Annotated in this window: 12 protein-coding genes and 2 pseudogenes; 10 read left to right on the top strand and 4 right to left on the bottom strand. The window is 69.0% G+C overall.

Annotation, left to right across the window (positions count from 1 at the left end; genetic code table 11):
* Window positions 1–14 precede the first annotated feature (14 nt).
* Window positions 15–3239: a BTAD domain-containing putative transcriptional regulator gene (locus OG390_RS02830; RefSeq protein WP_406164827.1), complete on the bottom strand. Its 3225-nt coding sequence runs from the start codon at window positions 3237–3239 to the stop codon at window positions 15–17.
* Window positions 3240–3630: 391 nt separating this feature from the next.
* On the opposite strand from OG390_RS02830, the gene OG390_RS02825 reads away from it, so the two are divergent.
* From OG390_RS02825 to OG390_RS02790, 8 genes and pseudogenes are all read left to right on the top strand, one after another.
* Window positions 3631–3783, top strand: a complete 153-nt coding sequence (locus tag OG390_RS02825; RefSeq protein ID WP_406164826.1) for a hypothetical protein — start codon at window positions 3631–3633, stop codon at window positions 3781–3783.
* Window positions 3784–3848: 65 nt separating this feature from the next.
* Window positions 3849–4697, top strand: coding sequence for a hypothetical protein (locus OG390_RS02820; RefSeq protein ID WP_406164825.1), 849 nt, complete (start codon window positions 3849–3851; stop codon window positions 4695–4697).
* A gap of 424 nt (window positions 4698–5121) precedes the next feature.
* Window positions 5122–5352: a hypothetical protein gene (locus OG390_RS02815; protein ID WP_406164824.1), complete on the top strand. Its 231-nt coding sequence runs from the start codon at window positions 5122–5124 to the stop codon at window positions 5350–5352.
* Window positions 5349–6161, top strand: coding sequence for a hypothetical protein (locus OG390_RS02810; protein WP_406164823.1), 813 nt, complete (start codon window positions 5349–5351; stop codon window positions 6159–6161). The genes OG390_RS02815 and OG390_RS02810 overlap by 4 nt, the downstream gene beginning before the upstream one ends.
* 49 nt (window positions 6162–6210) lie before the next feature.
* On the top strand, window positions 6211–7047 hold the full coding sequence (locus OG390_RS02805) for an extracellular solute-binding protein (RefSeq protein WP_406164822.1): 837 nt from the start codon (window positions 6211–6213) through the stop codon (window positions 7045–7047).
* A 995-nt stretch (window positions 7048–8042) separates the two neighbouring features.
* Window positions 8043–8414, top strand: a pseudogene (locus OG390_RS02800) (transposase); the annotation flags it as partial.
* Window positions 8415–8712: 298 nt separating this feature from the next.
* The gene (locus OG390_RS02795; RefSeq protein ID WP_406164821.1) at window positions 8713–9420 is read left to right on the top strand and encodes a hypothetical protein; all 708 of its coding nucleotides are present in this window, start codon (window positions 8713–8715) and stop codon (window positions 9418–9420) included.
* Window positions 9421–10373: 953 nt separating this feature from the next.
* The gene (locus OG390_RS02790) at window positions 10374–11309 is read left to right on the top strand and encodes an Ig-like domain-containing protein (protein ID WP_406164820.1); all 936 of its coding nucleotides are present in this window, start codon (window positions 10374–10376) and stop codon (window positions 11307–11309) included.
* A gap of 58 nt (window positions 11310–11367) precedes the next feature.
* Here OG390_RS02790 and OG390_RS02785 read toward each other — a convergent pair whose 3' ends face one another.
* Both OG390_RS02785 and OG390_RS02780 read right to left on the bottom strand, forming a co-directional pair.
* The gene (locus OG390_RS02785) at window positions 11368–11826 is read right to left on the bottom strand and encodes a hypothetical protein (RefSeq protein ID WP_406164819.1); all 459 of its coding nucleotides are present in this window, start codon (window positions 11824–11826) and stop codon (window positions 11368–11370) included.
* An 826-nt stretch (window positions 11827–12652) separates the two neighbouring features.
* Window positions 12653–13282 (bottom strand): annotated as a pseudogene (locus OG390_RS02780) (RNA polymerase subunit sigma-24); the annotation flags it as partial.
* Between the two features lie 545 nt (window positions 13283–13827).
* On the opposite strand from OG390_RS02780, the gene OG390_RS02775 reads away from it, so the two are divergent.
* Together OG390_RS02775 and OG390_RS02770 are read left to right on the top strand one after the other, a co-directional pair.
* On the top strand, window positions 13828–14211 hold the full coding sequence (locus tag OG390_RS02775; protein ID WP_406164818.1) for an ATP-binding protein: 384 nt from the start codon (window positions 13828–13830) through the stop codon (window positions 14209–14211).
* Window positions 14208–14657, top strand: a complete 450-nt coding sequence (locus OG390_RS02770; protein WP_406164817.1) for a Fur family transcriptional regulator — start codon at window positions 14208–14210, stop codon at window positions 14655–14657. The genes OG390_RS02775 and OG390_RS02770 overlap by 4 nt, the downstream gene beginning before the upstream one ends.
* On the opposite strand, the gene OG390_RS02765 is transcribed toward OG390_RS02770, so the two are convergent.
* Complete coding sequence (locus OG390_RS02765) at window positions 14654–17089, bottom strand: SpoIIE family protein phosphatase (protein WP_406164816.1); 2436 nt, start codon at window positions 17087–17089, stop codon at window positions 14654–14656. The two genes, OG390_RS02770 and OG390_RS02765, sit on opposite strands and share 4 nt — an antisense overlap.
* Between the last annotated feature and the right edge of the window lie 13 nt (window positions 17090–17102).

Here is a 17102-nt window from a genome sequence, read left to right as displayed (position 1 = left end):
CGCTTAGCACTCACTCAGCAGCCGCTTTGCCCGGTAGGCGCCCGTGACATCGTGCGCCGCAGGACGGCCGGGCCGCGCGCGTCGCCGAACTGGGCGAAGAGGTCACCGGCCTGGGCGGCCGACGTCTCGGCGGCGCCGCGGTCACCCGCCTGCCACTGCAGCTGCGCCAGCATGAGGGCGACCCATCCGGCGGCGGAGGGCGACCCGGCGACGTGCTCCAGCCGCTGGGCGCGGGTCAGCAGGGTGCGGGCTCGCGCCGAGTCACCCGCGGTCCGGGCCACGAGGCCGAGGTGGAGCAGGCTGTTGGTGGCGCCTGGGATGTCGTCGGTCTCCTCGAAGCCCGCAAGAGCATGGGCGATGGTGGCCCGGGCGCTTTCGGTGTCCCCGCCGGCCAGGTGGAGCAGGCCGAGACAACCGAGGGTGATGCCTTCCTCCCGGCGGTCGCCGAGCCGACGCCGGATCGCCAGTGCCGCGTCGAGGTACTCCCTTGCCGCCTCGTGGTCGCCTCGGCTCCGGTGGATGTTGCCGAGCGTGTTGAAGGCCAGGGATTCCCCGTGCGGGTCGGCGAGCGCGCGGAAGCAGTCGGCACCTTCTTCGGCGGCCGCCGTGGCGGCGGCGGTGTCGCCCCGCAGGCGGTTCGCCCACGCGAGATTCGCCAGGACATAGCCGCGCGCCCGGGACGGGCCGACCGTGCGGCCGGCGAGCACCGTCTCCTCGAAGAACAGCGACACCTGCCCCGCCTCGTCGTCCTCGACCGCGTACCCCGGTGTCATGACGGGGAACGACGGCTCACCGCCTGCTCCTACGTCATCGAGCAGCCGCAGACTTTCCGTGCAGGCGGCGCGGGCCATGGCGCCCTCGCCACGGCACACGGCCCAAACGCCGTCGAGGTGCGCGGCAGCGGCGAGGATCGAGGGCTCGCTCGCGTCACGGGCGAGAACGCGGGCCCGGTCGAGAGCCGTGCGGGCCCCTTCCCACGTACCGCCCATCCAGAGCAGAACCGCTTGTTGAAAGTAGGCGTACGCCAGCGCCGCCGGTTCCGGCCGCCGCTGGTGGATCCCGACGATCTGCCCGGCGATGTCCTCCAACGGGTATCCCTCACCGAGGCGGATCGCCAGCACGGCGCGCCCCATCAGCGCTCTGGCGCGGTGCGGGGTGGGCTCCGGTGCGGCGGCCAGGGCGTCGTCCAGCCAGCGCCGACCCTCGGCGAGGCGGCCGCGTTCGGGCCAGAACGATCGCAGCGCGACCGCCAGGCGCAGCGCGCTGTCCGGTTCATGGCGCAGAGACGAGCGCAGGGCGGCCCGGAGGTTGCCGTAGTCGGCCTCCAGCTCCAGCGAGGTCGCCCCGGACACTCCGGTGGGCGCCTCGCTGTCCCGCGCCTCGGCGAGTTCCAGGTAGAAGCGCCGGTGCCTGGCCTCGGTGGCCGCCAGCTCCCCGGCGGACCGCAGGCGCTCCGCGGCGTACTGCCGAATGGTCTCCAGCAGCCGATAGCGGGCCTCGTGCTGCCGGGCCTCCACCCACACCAGGGATTTGTCGGCCAGCCGCCCGAGGAGGTCCAGCACCGAGGTGTGCTGGCTGCCGTCGGCGCACACCTCCTCGGCCGCGGCGAGCGAAAACCCGCCCGCGAAGACCGCCAGCCGACGCAGCAAGCGCCGTTCCTCGTCGTCGAGCAGCCGGTGACTCCATTCCAGCGTGGCCAGCAGCGTCTCCTGGCGGGTCACGCCATGCCGGCAGCCGCGGCCGAGGAGGGCCAGGGCGTCGTCGAGCCGTTCGGCGATCTGGCGGGCGGCCAGTACGTGAACCCGGGCCGCAGCCAGCTCCAAGGCCAGCGGCATTCCGTCGAGCCGGAAGCAGATCTGTGCCACAGCCGCAGCGTTCTCTGCGGTCAGCTGGAAGCCGGGGGCCGCGTCGGCGGCCCGCTCCACGAAGAGCCGCACGGAGGCGAACCGGCCCAGTTCCTCCACGGACGGCAGCCGATGCGGATCCGGAAGACCCAGGGACGGCACCCTGAAAGTACGTTCCCCATAGCTGCGCAACGGCTCCCGGCTGGTCGCGAGCACGAAGACGCCCGGGCAGCGTGCCATGACCTCCGAGACCAAGGCGGCGCACGCGTCGACCAGGTGTTCACAATTGTCCAGAACCAGCAGCATGTCCCGGCCGCCGAGCTGCGCGATCAGCGCTTCCCGGGCCCGGCCGGACAACGGGAGCTGCAGTCCCAGGACCGCGGCGACCGCCTCGGGAACGAGATGCGGTTCCGTCAGCGCGGCGAGGTCCACGAACCACACCCCGTCCCGGAAGTCGTCGCCCCGACGGGATGCCACAGCGAGCGCGAGCCGGGTCTTGCCGCAGCCGCCGGCCCCGGTGAGGGTCAGCAGCCTGCTCCGCCCGAGCAGCTTCTCCACCTCGGCCATCTCGCGCTCCCGGCCGATGAGGGCGGTCGCCGGCGTCGGCAGATTATGCCGCGGGACATCGAGCCGCTCTTCTCGCGCCTCGACCGAGTCGGCCAGCAAGAGACGGAAAAGACCGCGCGTCTGCGGATCGGGATCGGCGCCGGTGTCACGGCGGAGTGCGTCCCGCAGACGCTCGTACGTGGCGAGCGCCTCCCGGCGCCGTCCGGCGTCGGCCAGAGCCCGCATCAGCGCCCGGTGGCCGGGCTCGTGCAGGGGGTCCCGAGCGACCACGGCCTGCAGCACGTCAACGGCCTCGGTCGTGCGGTGATCGCGCTCGAGCGCCTCGGCCAGCCCCAGCATGAGCGTCGTACGGCGCACCTCCAGCGCCGCGGCCGCCTCGCCGGCCCATGGCTCGTAACGGTCCTCGGGCAGCAGCCCGGGATCGGCCAGCGTGAGCGCCGCACGAAAATCCGCCGTCCCGCCGCCGCGCGAGGCCCGCCGGACCGCCTCGTCGAGTTCGTCGAGGTCGATCCGCACGCCGCCATCGGCGCCGAGCAGCACCATGTCGTCGCGGAGCACGACGACGTCCCCCCGCGCCCCCGCGGAGGCCAGCGCACGCCGCGCGGCGTGCATTACCTGGTGCAGGTTGTTCGACGCGGCCGTCCGGTCGAGGTCCGGCCACAGCAGGTCGTACAGCCGCTCCCGGTGCATCTGGTGGCCCGGTGACAGGCACAGGAGTTTCAGCAGACTCCGGGCCTTGCGCAGCCGCCAGGCCCCGGCGGCGACCGGGCGGCCCTCGACCGTCACAGCAAAACCGCCGAGGAGCCGGATGCACACCTCTTCGGCCATGGCTACCTCACGGTCAACCTACCGCCTGACCGGTTTCAGGACCCGCGGAGCCGACCCCGGCGCCCCACCCCGGACCTCCTTGCGACCACGCCGATCGTGGACCGTGTCCGATGTCGGCACGAGGAAATCATCCATGGCCATGGTCTTTTGCTTGAGGCGTTCGGAGGGGGCCGCCGTGTGGACGATGGCAGTTGTCGTAATCCTCCCCTTCGCGCGCACCTTGTCGTTGAACACCTCGGCGTCGTCGATGATGAAGCGTCGAGGAGCCGATGGAACTCCTCGGCGGCGCTACGGCGGGAGATTGAGCGTGTGATCGTGGCCCGACTCTGCGTTGGCTGCGGCAACCGGACTGCCAGGAACGGGTCGCTCGCGAGATCGGCATACCGGTCGAATGCGACGTGCCAACGTCCACGAAGCGGTTCTCGTCATGCACCCGGACGCGGACCTGCAGGCGCCGGGGGCAGCGATCACCGTGGAGCTGTGCCTGCGGGTCGGGCGGCTCGTGATGGCGCCACCGTCGGCCGGATGGCCCATCGCGCGCTGACCGCACGGTTGAGGAGGTTAAGGAACGGAGGGACGTGGCCGCTCCGGCCACGGTGTTCCCGCCCCGTGGAGGCATCGCCCATCGTGTCGCACCTGTCCGGCAAGTCACGCTTCGACGACATCTACGAGCAGCCCGACCCCCGGCCTTACTTCAGGCGGCTCGCACCTTTGCAATACGAGATCCCTCATCACGCTCAGCCGGTCTTCCGGAGAAGCGTCGAGGAGTGCAGGGCCCGGAGCACAGGCCGCCCGGATGTCACGGTGCTCGACATCTGCTGCTCGTACGGAATCAACGCGGCCCTTCTCAACCACGACCTGACCCTTGCCGACCTCTACACGCACTACACCCGCCCCGCGGCCACCCACCTGACCGCGGCCGAACTCATCCATTCCGACAAGGAGTTCTACGCAGCCCGCCGAAGAGACGACGCCGTCGCGGTCGTCGGTCTCGACGTGTCCGCGCCCGCGATCAAGTACGCCGTGGCCGTGGGACTGCTAGACCACGCCTACGCCGAGAACCTCGAACGCCGCCCGCCCAGCGCGGCACTACGCCGAGCCGTCTCCCGTGTCGGCCTCCTCACACTGACGGGCGGCGGCAGCTACATCACCGAGCGGACCTTCGGCGCTGTCCTGGCCTGCACCCGATCGCCCGCACAGGTCGCGGCGTTCGTCCTGCGCAGCATCCCGTACGGCCGAATCGCAGCCGTCCTCGCATCCCATGGGCTGCACACCGCCGTCGACCGCTCACGCACCTACCCGCAGCGCCTGTTCACCGGTCCGGAGGAGCAGCGCATGGCCCTCGCGGACGTCGTCCGGGCCGGACTCGATCCGTCGGGCCGGGAGGCGTCCGGTCGCTATCACGCGGTCCTGTACGAGTCCCGCCCGGCGCCCGAGGAGCCTGCTGAGGCAGGGTGAGGGTTAGCCGCCCGAGAGGTATATGTCGGCTGCCTCACCGGGGCTGAGTGGCTGAGTCGGCATGGAAGTCTTCGCGAATCTGCCCGGTACCGCGCCGCACCCCCGGCCTGCCGGTCTGAAGAGGATGCCCGCGGGTGATACGCGCAGCTGCCGGAGGTTGATTCCGGGGTACGCCGACAGGCGGCGGAAGGGAAACGTTCGGCTATGCCCTGGAGGGCGCCGTCGGGGTTGTCTTCGTGGCCCGTACAGACCGGCGGACGAGGGCCGTGATGGGTTGCGGTGGCCGCGGTCACGATCGTCGCAGTGGGTGTCGGTCCTGGCCGGGTGAGGTACTGGGGCGAGTCGGCAACCGAGGTGTGATCGTCGACAGCAGGCGTGGCCGGTGGAAAGTCCTGCCAGATGGCATGGGCGTCGCGGCGGCTGCGTGAGCGTCTGGAGCGGCTGCGCTCGTAGCGGGAACTCCCTGATCGTCGACCCGGCCGGAGAGGTGCTGGCCGCGGCGGCCGTGGACGAGACCGCGCTGCGGGTCACCATCGACCTCGGCGTGATCACCCGGGAGCGCGATCAGGAGCCGGCACTGAGCATGCGTCAGGAAGCCCTGTACCGCGCGGACGCGGTGGAGCGCCTCGGCGCCGCAGCGGGAGGCGACCGGTGAGCCCGTACCGCGCCGCCGACGGCGCCCTGACCGCCGGAGGCCTGCCCAAGCCGCTCGACCTGGGCAACGGGCTGGTCGCCGCGTCCTTCGGCGCCGACGGGTCGTGGCTGTCCATCGGCGCTCCGCACCCTCTCCACGGGTTCGTGGAGATGTCGGGAGCGCCGCCGTTCGAGGAGCCCTGGCGCGGTGACCCCGCGGCTGTGCGCCGGTATCGCGGCTGGCTCACCGAGGACCGGTACGCCTTCTTGCGCCTGGATCTGCCCGACGAGGAGGTGTCCGGGCGCCGGGTCGGCGTGGACGAGGAAGGCCGACCGGTCTGGCGCCGTACGGGACAGGGATGGTCCTGCTCCGCCACGGCGTGGGCGCTGCCCAACCGGCAGGTGCTCGTCCAGCGGTACGTGATCGAGGCGGTGCCGGGGGTACGCGCGGTCCTGCGGTTCAGCGGTCGGCTGGACCGCTGCGCGCTGGCGGAGATCACCGAGGTCAACCCGCCCACGTCCCTCGAAGTGCATTCCGAGGTGAACGTCAGGGGCGTTGACGTGGCCGTCAGCGCTGCGGAGTTGGCCACTTCCGCGCTCGTGACGGTCGATGCCCCTGCCGGTAGCCCCTCGGCGACGCCCAGGAACTCGCCGTCGCGGAAACCATCGGCGGCAAGGCCCGCGCAGCGACCGTGCTGGACCGGATCGACCGGGTGGCAGGCGTGGACGGCCTGCTGCCGGAGACCTGTGACGCGGACACCGGAGACCGGCTCGCCCGTCACTGGTTCGCCCGGCCGGCCGCTGTGTTGGGGGTCCTGCACTTTGGTATGACCGGTGGGAATCCGAACAGATGACGCAGGGGAAGACGAGGAAACCGCTGATGGGCACGGCGATTGACCCCAAGCAGCCGCTGCCGGTCTACGTTCAGCTCAAGACGCTGCTGATCCAGGAGATCATCGACGGGTGGTACGGCCCCGGAGACCGGCTGCCCACCGAGCAGGAACTGTGCGCCCCGTACAACATCAGCCGCACCCCGGTCAACCGTGCCCTGACCGAGATGGCCGAGGAGGGGATCGTGCTGCGCCAGCGCCGGCATGGTTCCTTCGTCAACCCCGAGTGGATACCTCCGCTCACGTCCCCGCACGACGTCCAGGTCGTTGTCCCCGAGGGCAGCTGGGAGGCGATGGTGCGGGCGGCGGCGCCGCCGGACCTCACCCTGAACGTCCACCAGGTCGGGCTCTCCGAGCTGCGTCAGGTCCTGGTGCGTGCGGTCGCGGAGGGCCGGGCCCCCGACCTGGCGATCATGGACTCCGTCTGGGTGCACGAATTCGCGGCCTCCGGGTTTCTCACTCGGTTGCACGAGGTCGACCCGGACTGGGTGCGCGATGAGTACGAGCAGGACTTCGTCGAGCCGTTCCGGACGGCGAACAAGTTCGACGGCGGCCCCGTCGCCGTGCAGGCGGAGGCCGACGTCGCCGGTATCTGGTACCGGCGCGCCGATCTGACCGCCGCCGGGCACCAGCCGCCGCGGACCTGGCAGGAGCTGGCCGCAGTCGGCCAGGCGCCGGCCGAGCGTGGCGCCTCCATCCCGCTGACCCTGCCCGGCGGGCCGCTGGCCGGCGAGACGGCGAGACGGCGAGACGGCGACCTATTGTCTTTTGTCGCTGCTCGCGTCGAACGGCGCTGCAGTCCTCGGCGACGGTGTCGTCACGCTTGACACTCCGGCCGCCACCGAATGCCTGACGTTCCTGCGGCAGCTGCTCCACGCCGGTGTCGTTCCCGCCGAAGCGGTGAGCTACGAGCGCCACCGACCGATGCGGCAACTCGCCGAAGGGAAAGCCGGCCTGGCCATCGGAGGCAGCTACGACGCCCCGGCCTTGGCCGCCGCGGCGTCGCTGGCCACGGAAGACGTGCTCGATCAGTTCGGGTTCATCGCGATGCCCGCGGGGCCGCGCGATGGCGCCGCACGCTCGTCGGCGGCATGGTGTACTGCGTGTTCCGGCAGGCCTCGGCACCCCGGTCGGCCATGCGTCTGCTGCGGGCCGTCACCTCGGTCGATGCGCTGTCCCGGATGTCCCAGACCACCTGGCAGTTGGCCCCCGGCGCTCCGCCCTCGACGCGGCCGCCGCACGATCCCCGTTTCTGCAGGCAACGGGCACCATGCTGGAGCAGGCCGTGGTGCGCTTCCGCCCACACCTCCCTGCTCCCGCGTCTCGGCACAGCTCCGCACGCTCCTGGAATCCGTGCTCACCGAGCGCATGGAGCCGCGGGACGCCGCTGCCCGCACCGCCGACCTGATCAGCGCCATCACCGGACTGCCGATTGCCTGACAGCAGTTGAACCGGTCGTTGCTGGTCCCGTAACCCGGGAAGCAATGCTGTGACTGAAGGGGGCAGCCGGCGATGTTGGTGCGGGACCGGCCCACCCGGCCGCGGACCGGCGACGCGGTCCCACAGCTGATCCGGCACGATCCAGGGTGATGGCCCACGCCGGACCGCACCCCCAAGTCCGGCCCCGGACATGGCAACCAGGACCGACCCGCCTCATTGGGTTAACCTCGCGCTTTCATGAAGCGGGCTGTCCGTATCGCCTTCGCCCCTTCATGAAGCGGACTGTTCGACGGGTGGTCAGGTAGCGCGGAAAGCGTCTCTGACCAGCAAGGATGAGGATTGTCGAGATCCTTGTTCCTGCCACCGTCGGAGGCACTTCCAGGTGAAGAAGCGTATCGGCTCCTCTCCACGCGTCCGCATCGAGGGCGGCGGTCATGCGGTGGTGTCCCAGGCCGGGGCCGTGCTGCTGGTCGAGACCGCCCGCAAGGCCGGGCTGGACCAGTCGATATCGACGGCGCTGACGCCGTGGCGACGTCCGGGTGCGGTGCACGATCCGGGCGAGATCCTGCTTGACCTGGCTCTCGCGGTCGCGCTGGGCGGGGACTGCCTCGCGGATGTCGGGATGCTGTGGGCCGAACCGGCCGTGTTCGGGCCAGTGGCCTCCGACCCGACGGTCTCCCGCCGCATCGGTACCCTCGCCGCAGCGGGGCCCAAGGCCCACGCGATACGGGCCGCGCGGGCAGAAGTCCGCGAATGAGCCCGGATGTTGGTCGGTGACGCGGCCCCGGACGCCTCAGGGCAGGCGATCGGCCACCGTCCGTGCGGCGGGCGGGACCTGAACCGCAGCCGGCTGCCTGGGTCGCGTCGGCTGGGCGCCGGATTGAGGCGGAGCCGCAGACGGCGGGGCTCTCACGAGGTTAACGGCTGTAAGGCATCAGGAATGATGCGTCCCCTGGGTCTCCCGGAAGTGCAGATCCTAATGGTGCAAACTGTTGCGCGGCTGTTGAGATTCCGCGACATTCGGTCATGTGACAGTTGCGCACCCTTTCCGTATGAGCACTCCGGGGGTGGGCCGGCCGCGGCGCGTGAATTGGGTTCAGCTTATTTCGACTGCGGTAGTTGCGATCATCACTGTCATCGCGGCTGATCTTGCCGACGGCGCAGTGTCCGGGGTGGTAGGGATCTTCCGCGACAACCCGCCTCCGAGGATCGATCATTCTTCCGAGCATCTCGTGACCCTTTTCGACCCCGAAGGCAGCCTGAGCCCCGAGTATGCCGTCACTGAACATGTAGGGCCTGCGCGCTGCTGGGAGGAGAGCCTGGTCAGCAAATCGCCCGGGGCGCTCCGATGTACGGCGAAGAACTATATCTTCGACCCGTGCTGGCCGAAGGGAAGTTGGGACCCGGGCCACGTCGGCTGCTTGGCAAATCCCTGGAGCCGGAAGGTCACGATACTCAACCTCCCATCCGGAATGGGAGAATACGAGAAGATGCCGCATGTAGAGATACCGTGGGGACTGGAAATCCAGAACCCGAACAATCCCCGCGAAATGATCGAATGCTCCTCGGTGGCCGGCGGAACCGTAGAGTTCTTGAATGGGAAGCCCATTTACTGGAAGTGTCTTGACAGAATGGGCGCGCATGTCGGGTGGGCTGTTGGAGAAGTCGAGAAGAGTAAAGATGGGCCATGGAAGGTCCTCTTCTCCGGAAAGAGGTCTGATCAGCTGGTCCAGAGCCCGATAAAGAACCTCTGGTGGTGAGAAGTCGCCAATACTTCGGGGGCGGTGTTCATCGAGCATGATGGCGGCGGTTCTATCGCTCGCAACTCGCAACCCACACGGCCGGCATCCCGTCCGGGATCGTCCGCTGCCCGTCGGCGGCGGCGTGCCCGTCGAGCAGGTACAGCGCCTACGCTCCGAGCGGGGCCTGAGGGCTTCCCGCCCCAGGCACCGCTACCTGCGAGAGGGCCCTGGCGGCGCAGCCTCGCCTTCATCGAGGAGCCGGCGGACGGTCTGCTCGCCAGACTTCCCCACGTGGCCGGCTGGGAGAGGGTGGAGTCCCAGCGGCTTGGGCCGCTGGGGAGCGCGTGGGTTTGCGGCTCGAACGTGCACGGGCGCTATATGGCCGCTACCACGGTGGCGACGCCTGTCGGTGCGCCCGAACGGATGGTGACGCAGCGTCATGGCTCGATGTTGAACAGCAGGATGCCGGCGTAGGCGCGCCGAGCAAGTATGGAGTGGAGGTGGTCGAGTGCTGGGCGCCATCGGCTTGCGTCACTTGGATCAACCCAGTTTGAGGCAAGCCCCGAACCGCAGGGTCGTTCGACCCCGATTGATGCTCGGCAGCCAAGCTGGGGCGGCGTGACAGTGACGCCGCCCCATCGAACGATTCCCCTGACGCCAGGTCAGTTCTAGAGAATGGACGCCGCCGAGGCCGGCGATGCACGACCCCTGCGGGAGGCTGCCGAGTTGCTGAAGCCAAGGGGCCAGGTGGAGCAGGGAATGAGACTTGGACGGTATGGGTGGCGGCCCGACCGGGCAGTAGCTCAGCCGGGGGAGGCAGTGATTCCGACCGCCGAGCTGGAAGAATGCGCGCTTTTGCCAGTTCGTAGCAACCGCGGCCAGATCTCGGCCGTCTGAGAGGACGTTGAGGCCAGACGATGACGAGCGGGGTAGATGTGAGGCAACACACCATCAACATAGGGATTGCACTCATGATGGGCGCGGTGCTGGCGGGCACCAGCGCCTGCGGCAGCGGGAGCCCGACGAAGAGGCCCGCTGAGGGGAAGGACGGAGCGTCCGGGAAGGCGAGCACCACCCCGCCGAAACCCAAGGGACCGCCGATGCTGCTGGAGACGATCACGCCCCAGACCGGCACCACCGTCGGGGTCGCCATGCCGATCTCGGTGGTCTTCACCAATCCGGTGGCCACCAAGGCGCGGGCCGGGATCGAGAAGCACATGAAGGTGACCGCCTCTCAACCCGCCATCGGGGCCTGGCATTGGTTCGGCGACCGGCGCGTCGACTGGCGGCCCAAGACGTACTGGCCCTCCGGCACGAAGGTGAAGATCGACGCCAATCTGGAGGGAGTTGCCAACGGTAACGGCCGTTACGGCACGCACGGCTATGTCCACACCTTCACCGTTGGTGACGACGTCCGAGCGGATGTCTCCGCCACCGGCCACACCATGAACGTCACGAAGAACGGCAACCTGCTGCGCACCTTGTCCATCAACGCGGGCAGCGCTCAGTACCCCACCTGGGACGGCACGATGGCGGTGATCGACAAGCAGAAGAAGGTCCACATGACCTCGTGCAGCGTTGGCATCAGCTGCAACAAGGGCAGCGCCGACTACTACGACCTGACCCTCCCGTGGGACGTCCACCTCACCCAGTCCGGCACCTATGTCCACTACTCCACCGGCGACCCCAACCCGGGCAGTGGCAGCGCCCGAGGCTCGCACGGTTGCGTCCACCTGTCGCTGTCCGACGCCAAATGGTTCTACGGCCAGGTCAAACAGGGCGACCCGGTCACCGTCACCGGTTCCCCGCGTGGGAAAGCCCCAGCCGACAACGGCTACGCCGCGTTCAACCTGAGCTGGGAGCAGTGGCTCAGCGGAAGCGGGGCGGGCCCTGTCAGCACGGGCTGACCTGCACCGTGGGTCTGTCTCGCGAGCCCGCGTGCATCGTTCGCCATCAGGCTCAGCATCACCGGCCCTTTGATACGCCGCGGCCCGCCGCGACCGGCTCGTCAACTGCCCTGTACGGATGGGGCGCGGCGCCGTGTGCTGTCCTTTCGCCGAGCCAGGCAACGAACGTAAGGACGAAGAGCCCCTCAGCGAGCAAGGACAGGAGGCCGTACGGCGGCTCCCAACCGGCTTCGTAGTAGCCGCCGGGCAGACCGACGGTGCGCGACAGCAGAAAACCGACAATCATGCCGAGGCTGACTAGTGCCCCGGTCAGCCACGCGGCCAAGGGTCGTTTCAAGATGACGAGCGCCATTGCTACCACGAGCATGACGGCGCTTCCCACGGCGAACAGGACGCCGATGTAGAACATCTCCTCAAGATGATCGGGGACGAGGAGCGTATGCAGCACCGCGTTGCCGATGGCGCAGCACACCGCCAGTCCTTTCAACGTGACTTCGGCTGTTTGGGTGGAGTTCATCGTGATTCCGGGGGTTTGAGGTGCATTGCGCAGAGGGGCACTGGGAGACGGCCCCGGGCGTGTCCTCGTTCCGCGGTTCGACGGTATGAGCCGCATCGTAGGGCGAGCATCACTTATGTCTTGTCGCTTCCCAGGCCGCGCAGGTGGCCGGTCAGAAATGTCTGTTGGACGCCGCAGCAGAGTTACGGGGGCCTTGGCCGCCCTGAGGAAGGGGGAAGGGCAGTGACACAGCCGCATCGGAGCAGGCGCGTCGGCCTCCGGCTCGAAGCCGGACTCATCGAGCGTTTCTGCGGGCCCAATTGATTCCGCGTGCTCCGCGCCGCTGTTCGACCGGGATGTACCCGTATGCGTGGGGCGCCGCCCGGGCGCCCCAACGCCGGACCGTCACGCGGAGCTCTGCATCGCGGAGTTGTTGATCAGGAAGGGTTGCCTCCTGTGAATCAATACGGAGAACAGCCCTTGATGGATTGCATCTGCCGATCCTTGATACAGGTGGGTGTTCACCAGGACTCGGACGGCACCCAGCGTGAGGTCGGGAAAGGGACCAATTCCCGGTCGAGGGTCTTCAGGGCCTTCGCCTCGCTCTTCAGGATCTCCTGGAGCGAGGTCAGGCGGAGCGGCTTCCCGGGAGCGGAAAGCCTTCGGGTGGACGGCTGGCCACACACCAGCGGCACTTGAGGCCAACAGCCCGGCTGCGTCGTTACCGGCACCGAGGCCGAACTCTGGCGTCGCTCTGGCTGTCGCCCTTCATGGCCATGAACAGCCGCTGGGCGTCCTTCTGGTGCTCTGCCGGCGCGTACCGCGTGATCAGATTCATGGCGCGGGGTCAGCTCTGTTCGTTCTTCGTCCACGGACGGAGTTTCTCCGGGTTGCGGACGCCCAGATGCGCGTGATGCGGCCGCCGGTGAGGCTGAACGCCGCCACGGTCACGGTGACGCCGGCGTGCTGGGCGACGAGGCCGGGCCGGCCGTTGACCGTCCGCTCCAGGAGTGTCAGCCCAGGGGTTTTGTCGGCGATGTGGATCAGGTACTGGGCGATGCGCTCGCTGCCCTCGACCGGGCGGAGGACGGTGCCGACCGGTCCGCCTTCGTCGGCGATCACCGTGGCGTCGAGGTCGAGGAGATCGACGAGGGCCTCGATGTTCCTGGCCACTTACGCCTCTTTGGAAAGCCGTACCAGACCGGCCTGGCCGACGATTTTGGCGACTTCGGCGAAGGGGTACCGGAAGACGTCATGGAGGATGAACGCCACGCGTTCGGCCGGCGTCATCGACTCCCGTACGACGAGGAAGGCCATGTTCACCGACTCGTCCAGGGTGGCGCGGTCGGCGGGGTCGGCGGGGTCGGCCGGCTCGGCCCAGCCGCCAGCCGGCCCGCTGATCCACTCCGTACGGTCGGGCAGCGGCTCGGGCATCCATGCGCCGACGTAGCGCTCGCGACCGGACCCGCGCCGAGCCGGAATGGCCGAGCCGCTCAGGCGTCAGCGAGATGGTGTGCTGCACCACGCGCCTGATCGAGATGTCAAGGGTCGGAGCGCTGGATTCCGGTGGTCGCGGCCCACGCGTCCGCGGTGATGATGTTGATGACGCCGGTGGTCGCCGGGGGCGCTCGCCGCAGGCCTGCGGGAAGTCCGGGCGCGGCTCCGTGTGCTGCTGGAATCGGTCGCCCGTGGGGGTGACATCCTTGGCAATGTCGAGTTAGTCGTTCAATTTGATGCTTTCTCTAGACTTGACTGATTCCAGTTTGGCCGTAGGTTGGGATGAGAGTTTGAATCCGTCTCCCGAAGGCCGTCATGGAACGCACAGTCCCTGAAGAATCCCGCCGCTGGGGAGCAGTCGCCGATGCGGCTGCTCTTGGCCCTGGCCTGCCCGTGTCCGCCGCTGGGATGTGTGTGGAGTCGTTCGTGGGCGGGCCGTGGGCTCTGCCGTGGTCGCTGGCCGCGTGTGGCGTGGCGCGCAGAGCGATACGTGACGTACTGCCCCGGTGGGGTCTTGGGGAGCTCGTGGCGACCGCCGAGTTGTTGGTCAGTGAGCTGGTGGGCAACGCGCTGCTGCATGGTGCCGGCCCGCTGTGCCTGACCCTGGAGTGGGTGTCGGACATGCGCTGTCTGGTCGGTGACGGTTCTTCGCAGCCTCCTCGCCTGACGGAAGCCGGCCTGGAGGATGAGGGAGGCCGAGGACTGGCGCTCGTGGACATGCTGGCCGCACGGTGGGGCCATGAGCGGGCACCGGTGGGGAAGAACGTGTGGTTCGAGCTGTCCACCGGCGCGGACCCCTCTGGCTTGGAGCAAATGAACCCCTCGGGGATGGGGCATGACGGCCTGGAGGGGCTGGCGATCCATGGCATTGAGGCCCTGGAGGGCGACAGAAAGAGTGAGGCGGCATGACGCCCGCGACGACCGGCGCGGAGCCCATGGCGCAGGCGGTGGCACAGTTGCGTGGGGCCGGTCTACGGGTGACGGCCCAGCGCATGGCCGTGGTGATGGTGGTGTCCGAGTCGCAGGGCCATCTCGATGCCGACACTGTGCGTGAGCGGGCTCAGCAGGTGACGGGGCGCCTTTCCTTGCAGGCGACCTACAACGTCCTGAGCGCGCTCACGGATGCCGGTCTGGTGCGGTGTACGCGGTTTGCCGGTCATCCGGCCCGCTATGAGACCGAGCGTCACGACAATCATCACCACTTCGTCTGCTGCCGTTGCGGCGACATCCGTGATGTCGAGTGCGCGGTGGGCGCGGCTCCGTGCATGGAGCCGCAACTGCCCGAAGGGTATTTCACCCAGGAGGCAGCCGTGACCTTCTGGGGCTTGTGCCCCGGCTGTCAGGCGGCGTCCTAGGCGTCCTGTGGGGGCAGTGGTTGTTCTGCCCAGATGGTTTTGCCTTGGGGGGTGTAGCGGGTTCCCCATCGTTGGGCGACCTGGGCGACGAGGAAGAGCCCGCGTCCGCCTTCGTCGGTGCTGAGGGGGCGGCGTAGGTGTGGTGAGGTGTTGCTGCTGTCGGATACCTCGCAGATGAGGGTGCGTTCTCGGATCAGGCGGAGGCTGATGGGCTGGGAGGCGTGCCTGATCGCGTTGGTGACGAGTTCGCTGACGATGAGTTCGGTGGTGAATGCGGCGTCTTCGAGGTTCCAGGCGGCCAGTTGCCGGTTGGCCATCTGTCGGATGGTGTGGACGGCTGAGGGGACGGCGGGTACGTCCCAGGAGGCGACGTCGTCGGTGCTGAGAGCGCGGGTTCGGGCGACGAGGAAGGCGACATCGTCGCGTGGGTGCTCGGGCAGCAGCATCCGCACCATGGTGTTGCAGATTTCGTCGAGTGGGCGGTCGGGGTGGGCCAGCGCGAAGCAGAGCCGTTCGAAGCCGACGTCCACATCGCGGTCGGAGGCTTCGATGAGGCCGTCGGTGTAGAAGGCGATCACGCTTCCTTCCTCGACGTCGATCTCGGCGCATTCGAAGGGCAGGCCGCCCAGTCCGAGCGGTGGCCCGGCGGGTATGTCGGGGAATTCCACCGGTTCACTCAGGTGAGCTATGGCGGGGCTGGGATGTCCGGCCCGTGCCACGGTGAGTTTGCGTGAGATGGGGTCGTAGACGGCATACACGCAGGTCCCGCCGATCACCTGGGTGTCGTCGGCGGCATCGGCTTCGTCTGCGAGTCGGATCACCAGGTCGTCGAGGCGCGCCAGGAGTTCGTCGGGGGACAGGTCGAGGTCGGCGAGTGTCTGCACGGCGGTGCGCAGCCGGCCCATGGTGGCCGCGGCGTGGATACCGTGTCCGACGACGTCCCCGACGACCAGGGCGACCCGTGCACCCGACAGCGGGATGACGTCGAACCAGTCCCCGCCGACCCCGGCTTCGGTGTCGGCGGGAATGTAGCGGTAGGCCGCCTCGACCGCGCTCTGCTCGGGCAGGCCGTGGGGGAGCAGGCTGTGCTGGAGGGCCAGTGCGGTGTTGTGCTCGCGAGTGAAACGTCTGGCGTTCTCGATGCAGACGGCCGCGCGGGCTGCCAGTTCTTCGACGAGAAGCTGGTCGTCGTCGTCGAAGGGCTCCGGGGACTTCCAGCGCAGCAACGTGGCCACGCCCATGGTCACACCTCGGGCCTGGAGGGGTACGACCAGGTGGGAATGCACACCCAGAACGCGCAGCTTTGCCGTGCGCAGCGGGTCCTGGGCCAGCCAAGCCGTCGACTCGTCGATGACCGGGTCGCGGATCGAGCGACCGGCGTCCAGGCACAGGCTCTGCGGGGAGGCGGGCGGGTAGCGGGTGGGGTCACCGGCCGTGACCACGACCTCGGGCTGATCTTCCTGGATCGAGAGGTGCGCTGCGCGGCGCAGCACTGTCGCGCCGTCCACCGCGACGGGCGCGAGTTCACGGGCCGCCAAAACCGTTTCCAACAGGTCGACCGCGACGAAGTCGGCCACCTGGGGCACCACGATCTCGGCCAGCTCGCGCACGGTCCGGTCCAGGTCCAGGGTGGTGCCGATACGGCTGCTCGCCTCGTTCACCAGGGCGAGTCGCCGCCGGGCCCGGTCTTGGTCGGTGACGTCCACCGCGGTGTGGCACACGCCCAGGACGCGGCTGGTGCGGTCCTGCAACCGGAAGGACGCGCAGAGCCTGACGCGCTCACGGTCCCCTCGCAGGAGCTCGCCCGGTTCAGGCACGGCATGCTGGAACGTCAGCAGGGTCTGCCCGCTGTCCAGTGCCTGCCTGGCCTGCCACTCGAGGGTGGATTCGGCCTCTCCGGGCACGGCCTGCCCGACTCTGCGGCCGACGCGCTGCTGGGCGGCCACGCCGTCCATGCGTTCCAGCACGCGGTTGACCAACTGGTACCGCAGCTCGGTGTCCACCACCGCTATCCCTATGGGCGACTGGCCGAGCAGCCCGTGCAGCACTGCCTGGTGCAGTTCCCATCTGCGCAGCGAGCTCACCTCGCTGACCACCGCGAGCCAGCTTCGACGCCCACCAGCGTCCTGCAACGGGCACGTGCGCAGTGCCAGCTCCACTCGGTGGCCGGCGCGATGCCTGGCGGCGACCAGGCCTTCCCAGCTGTTGCCCGCACGCCACGGCTCGGACACGGCGGACGCGAGGTCTGCTCCGCCGGCCAGGAGCGAGGCGGCAGACCGCCCCAGAACCTCGCCTGCCCGGTAGCCGAGCAGCGCCTGCGCGCCCTTGCTCCATCGCTCGATCAGACCGTGCGCGTCGATGCCGACCACAGCCGCACGGGTGATGTCGAACGGCTCAGCGAGGTATTCGTACGCCGTACGCTCTGTCGCCATGGTGCGGATCCCC

The sequence above is a fragment of the Streptomyces sp. NBC_00996 genome, from assembly GCF_045162675.1.
GTDB lineage: Bacteria > Actinomycetota > Actinomycetes > Streptomycetales > Streptomycetaceae > Streptomyces.
Note: the sequence above shows the minus strand (reverse complement) of the source record. Positions and strands in the feature narration are given on the sequence as shown.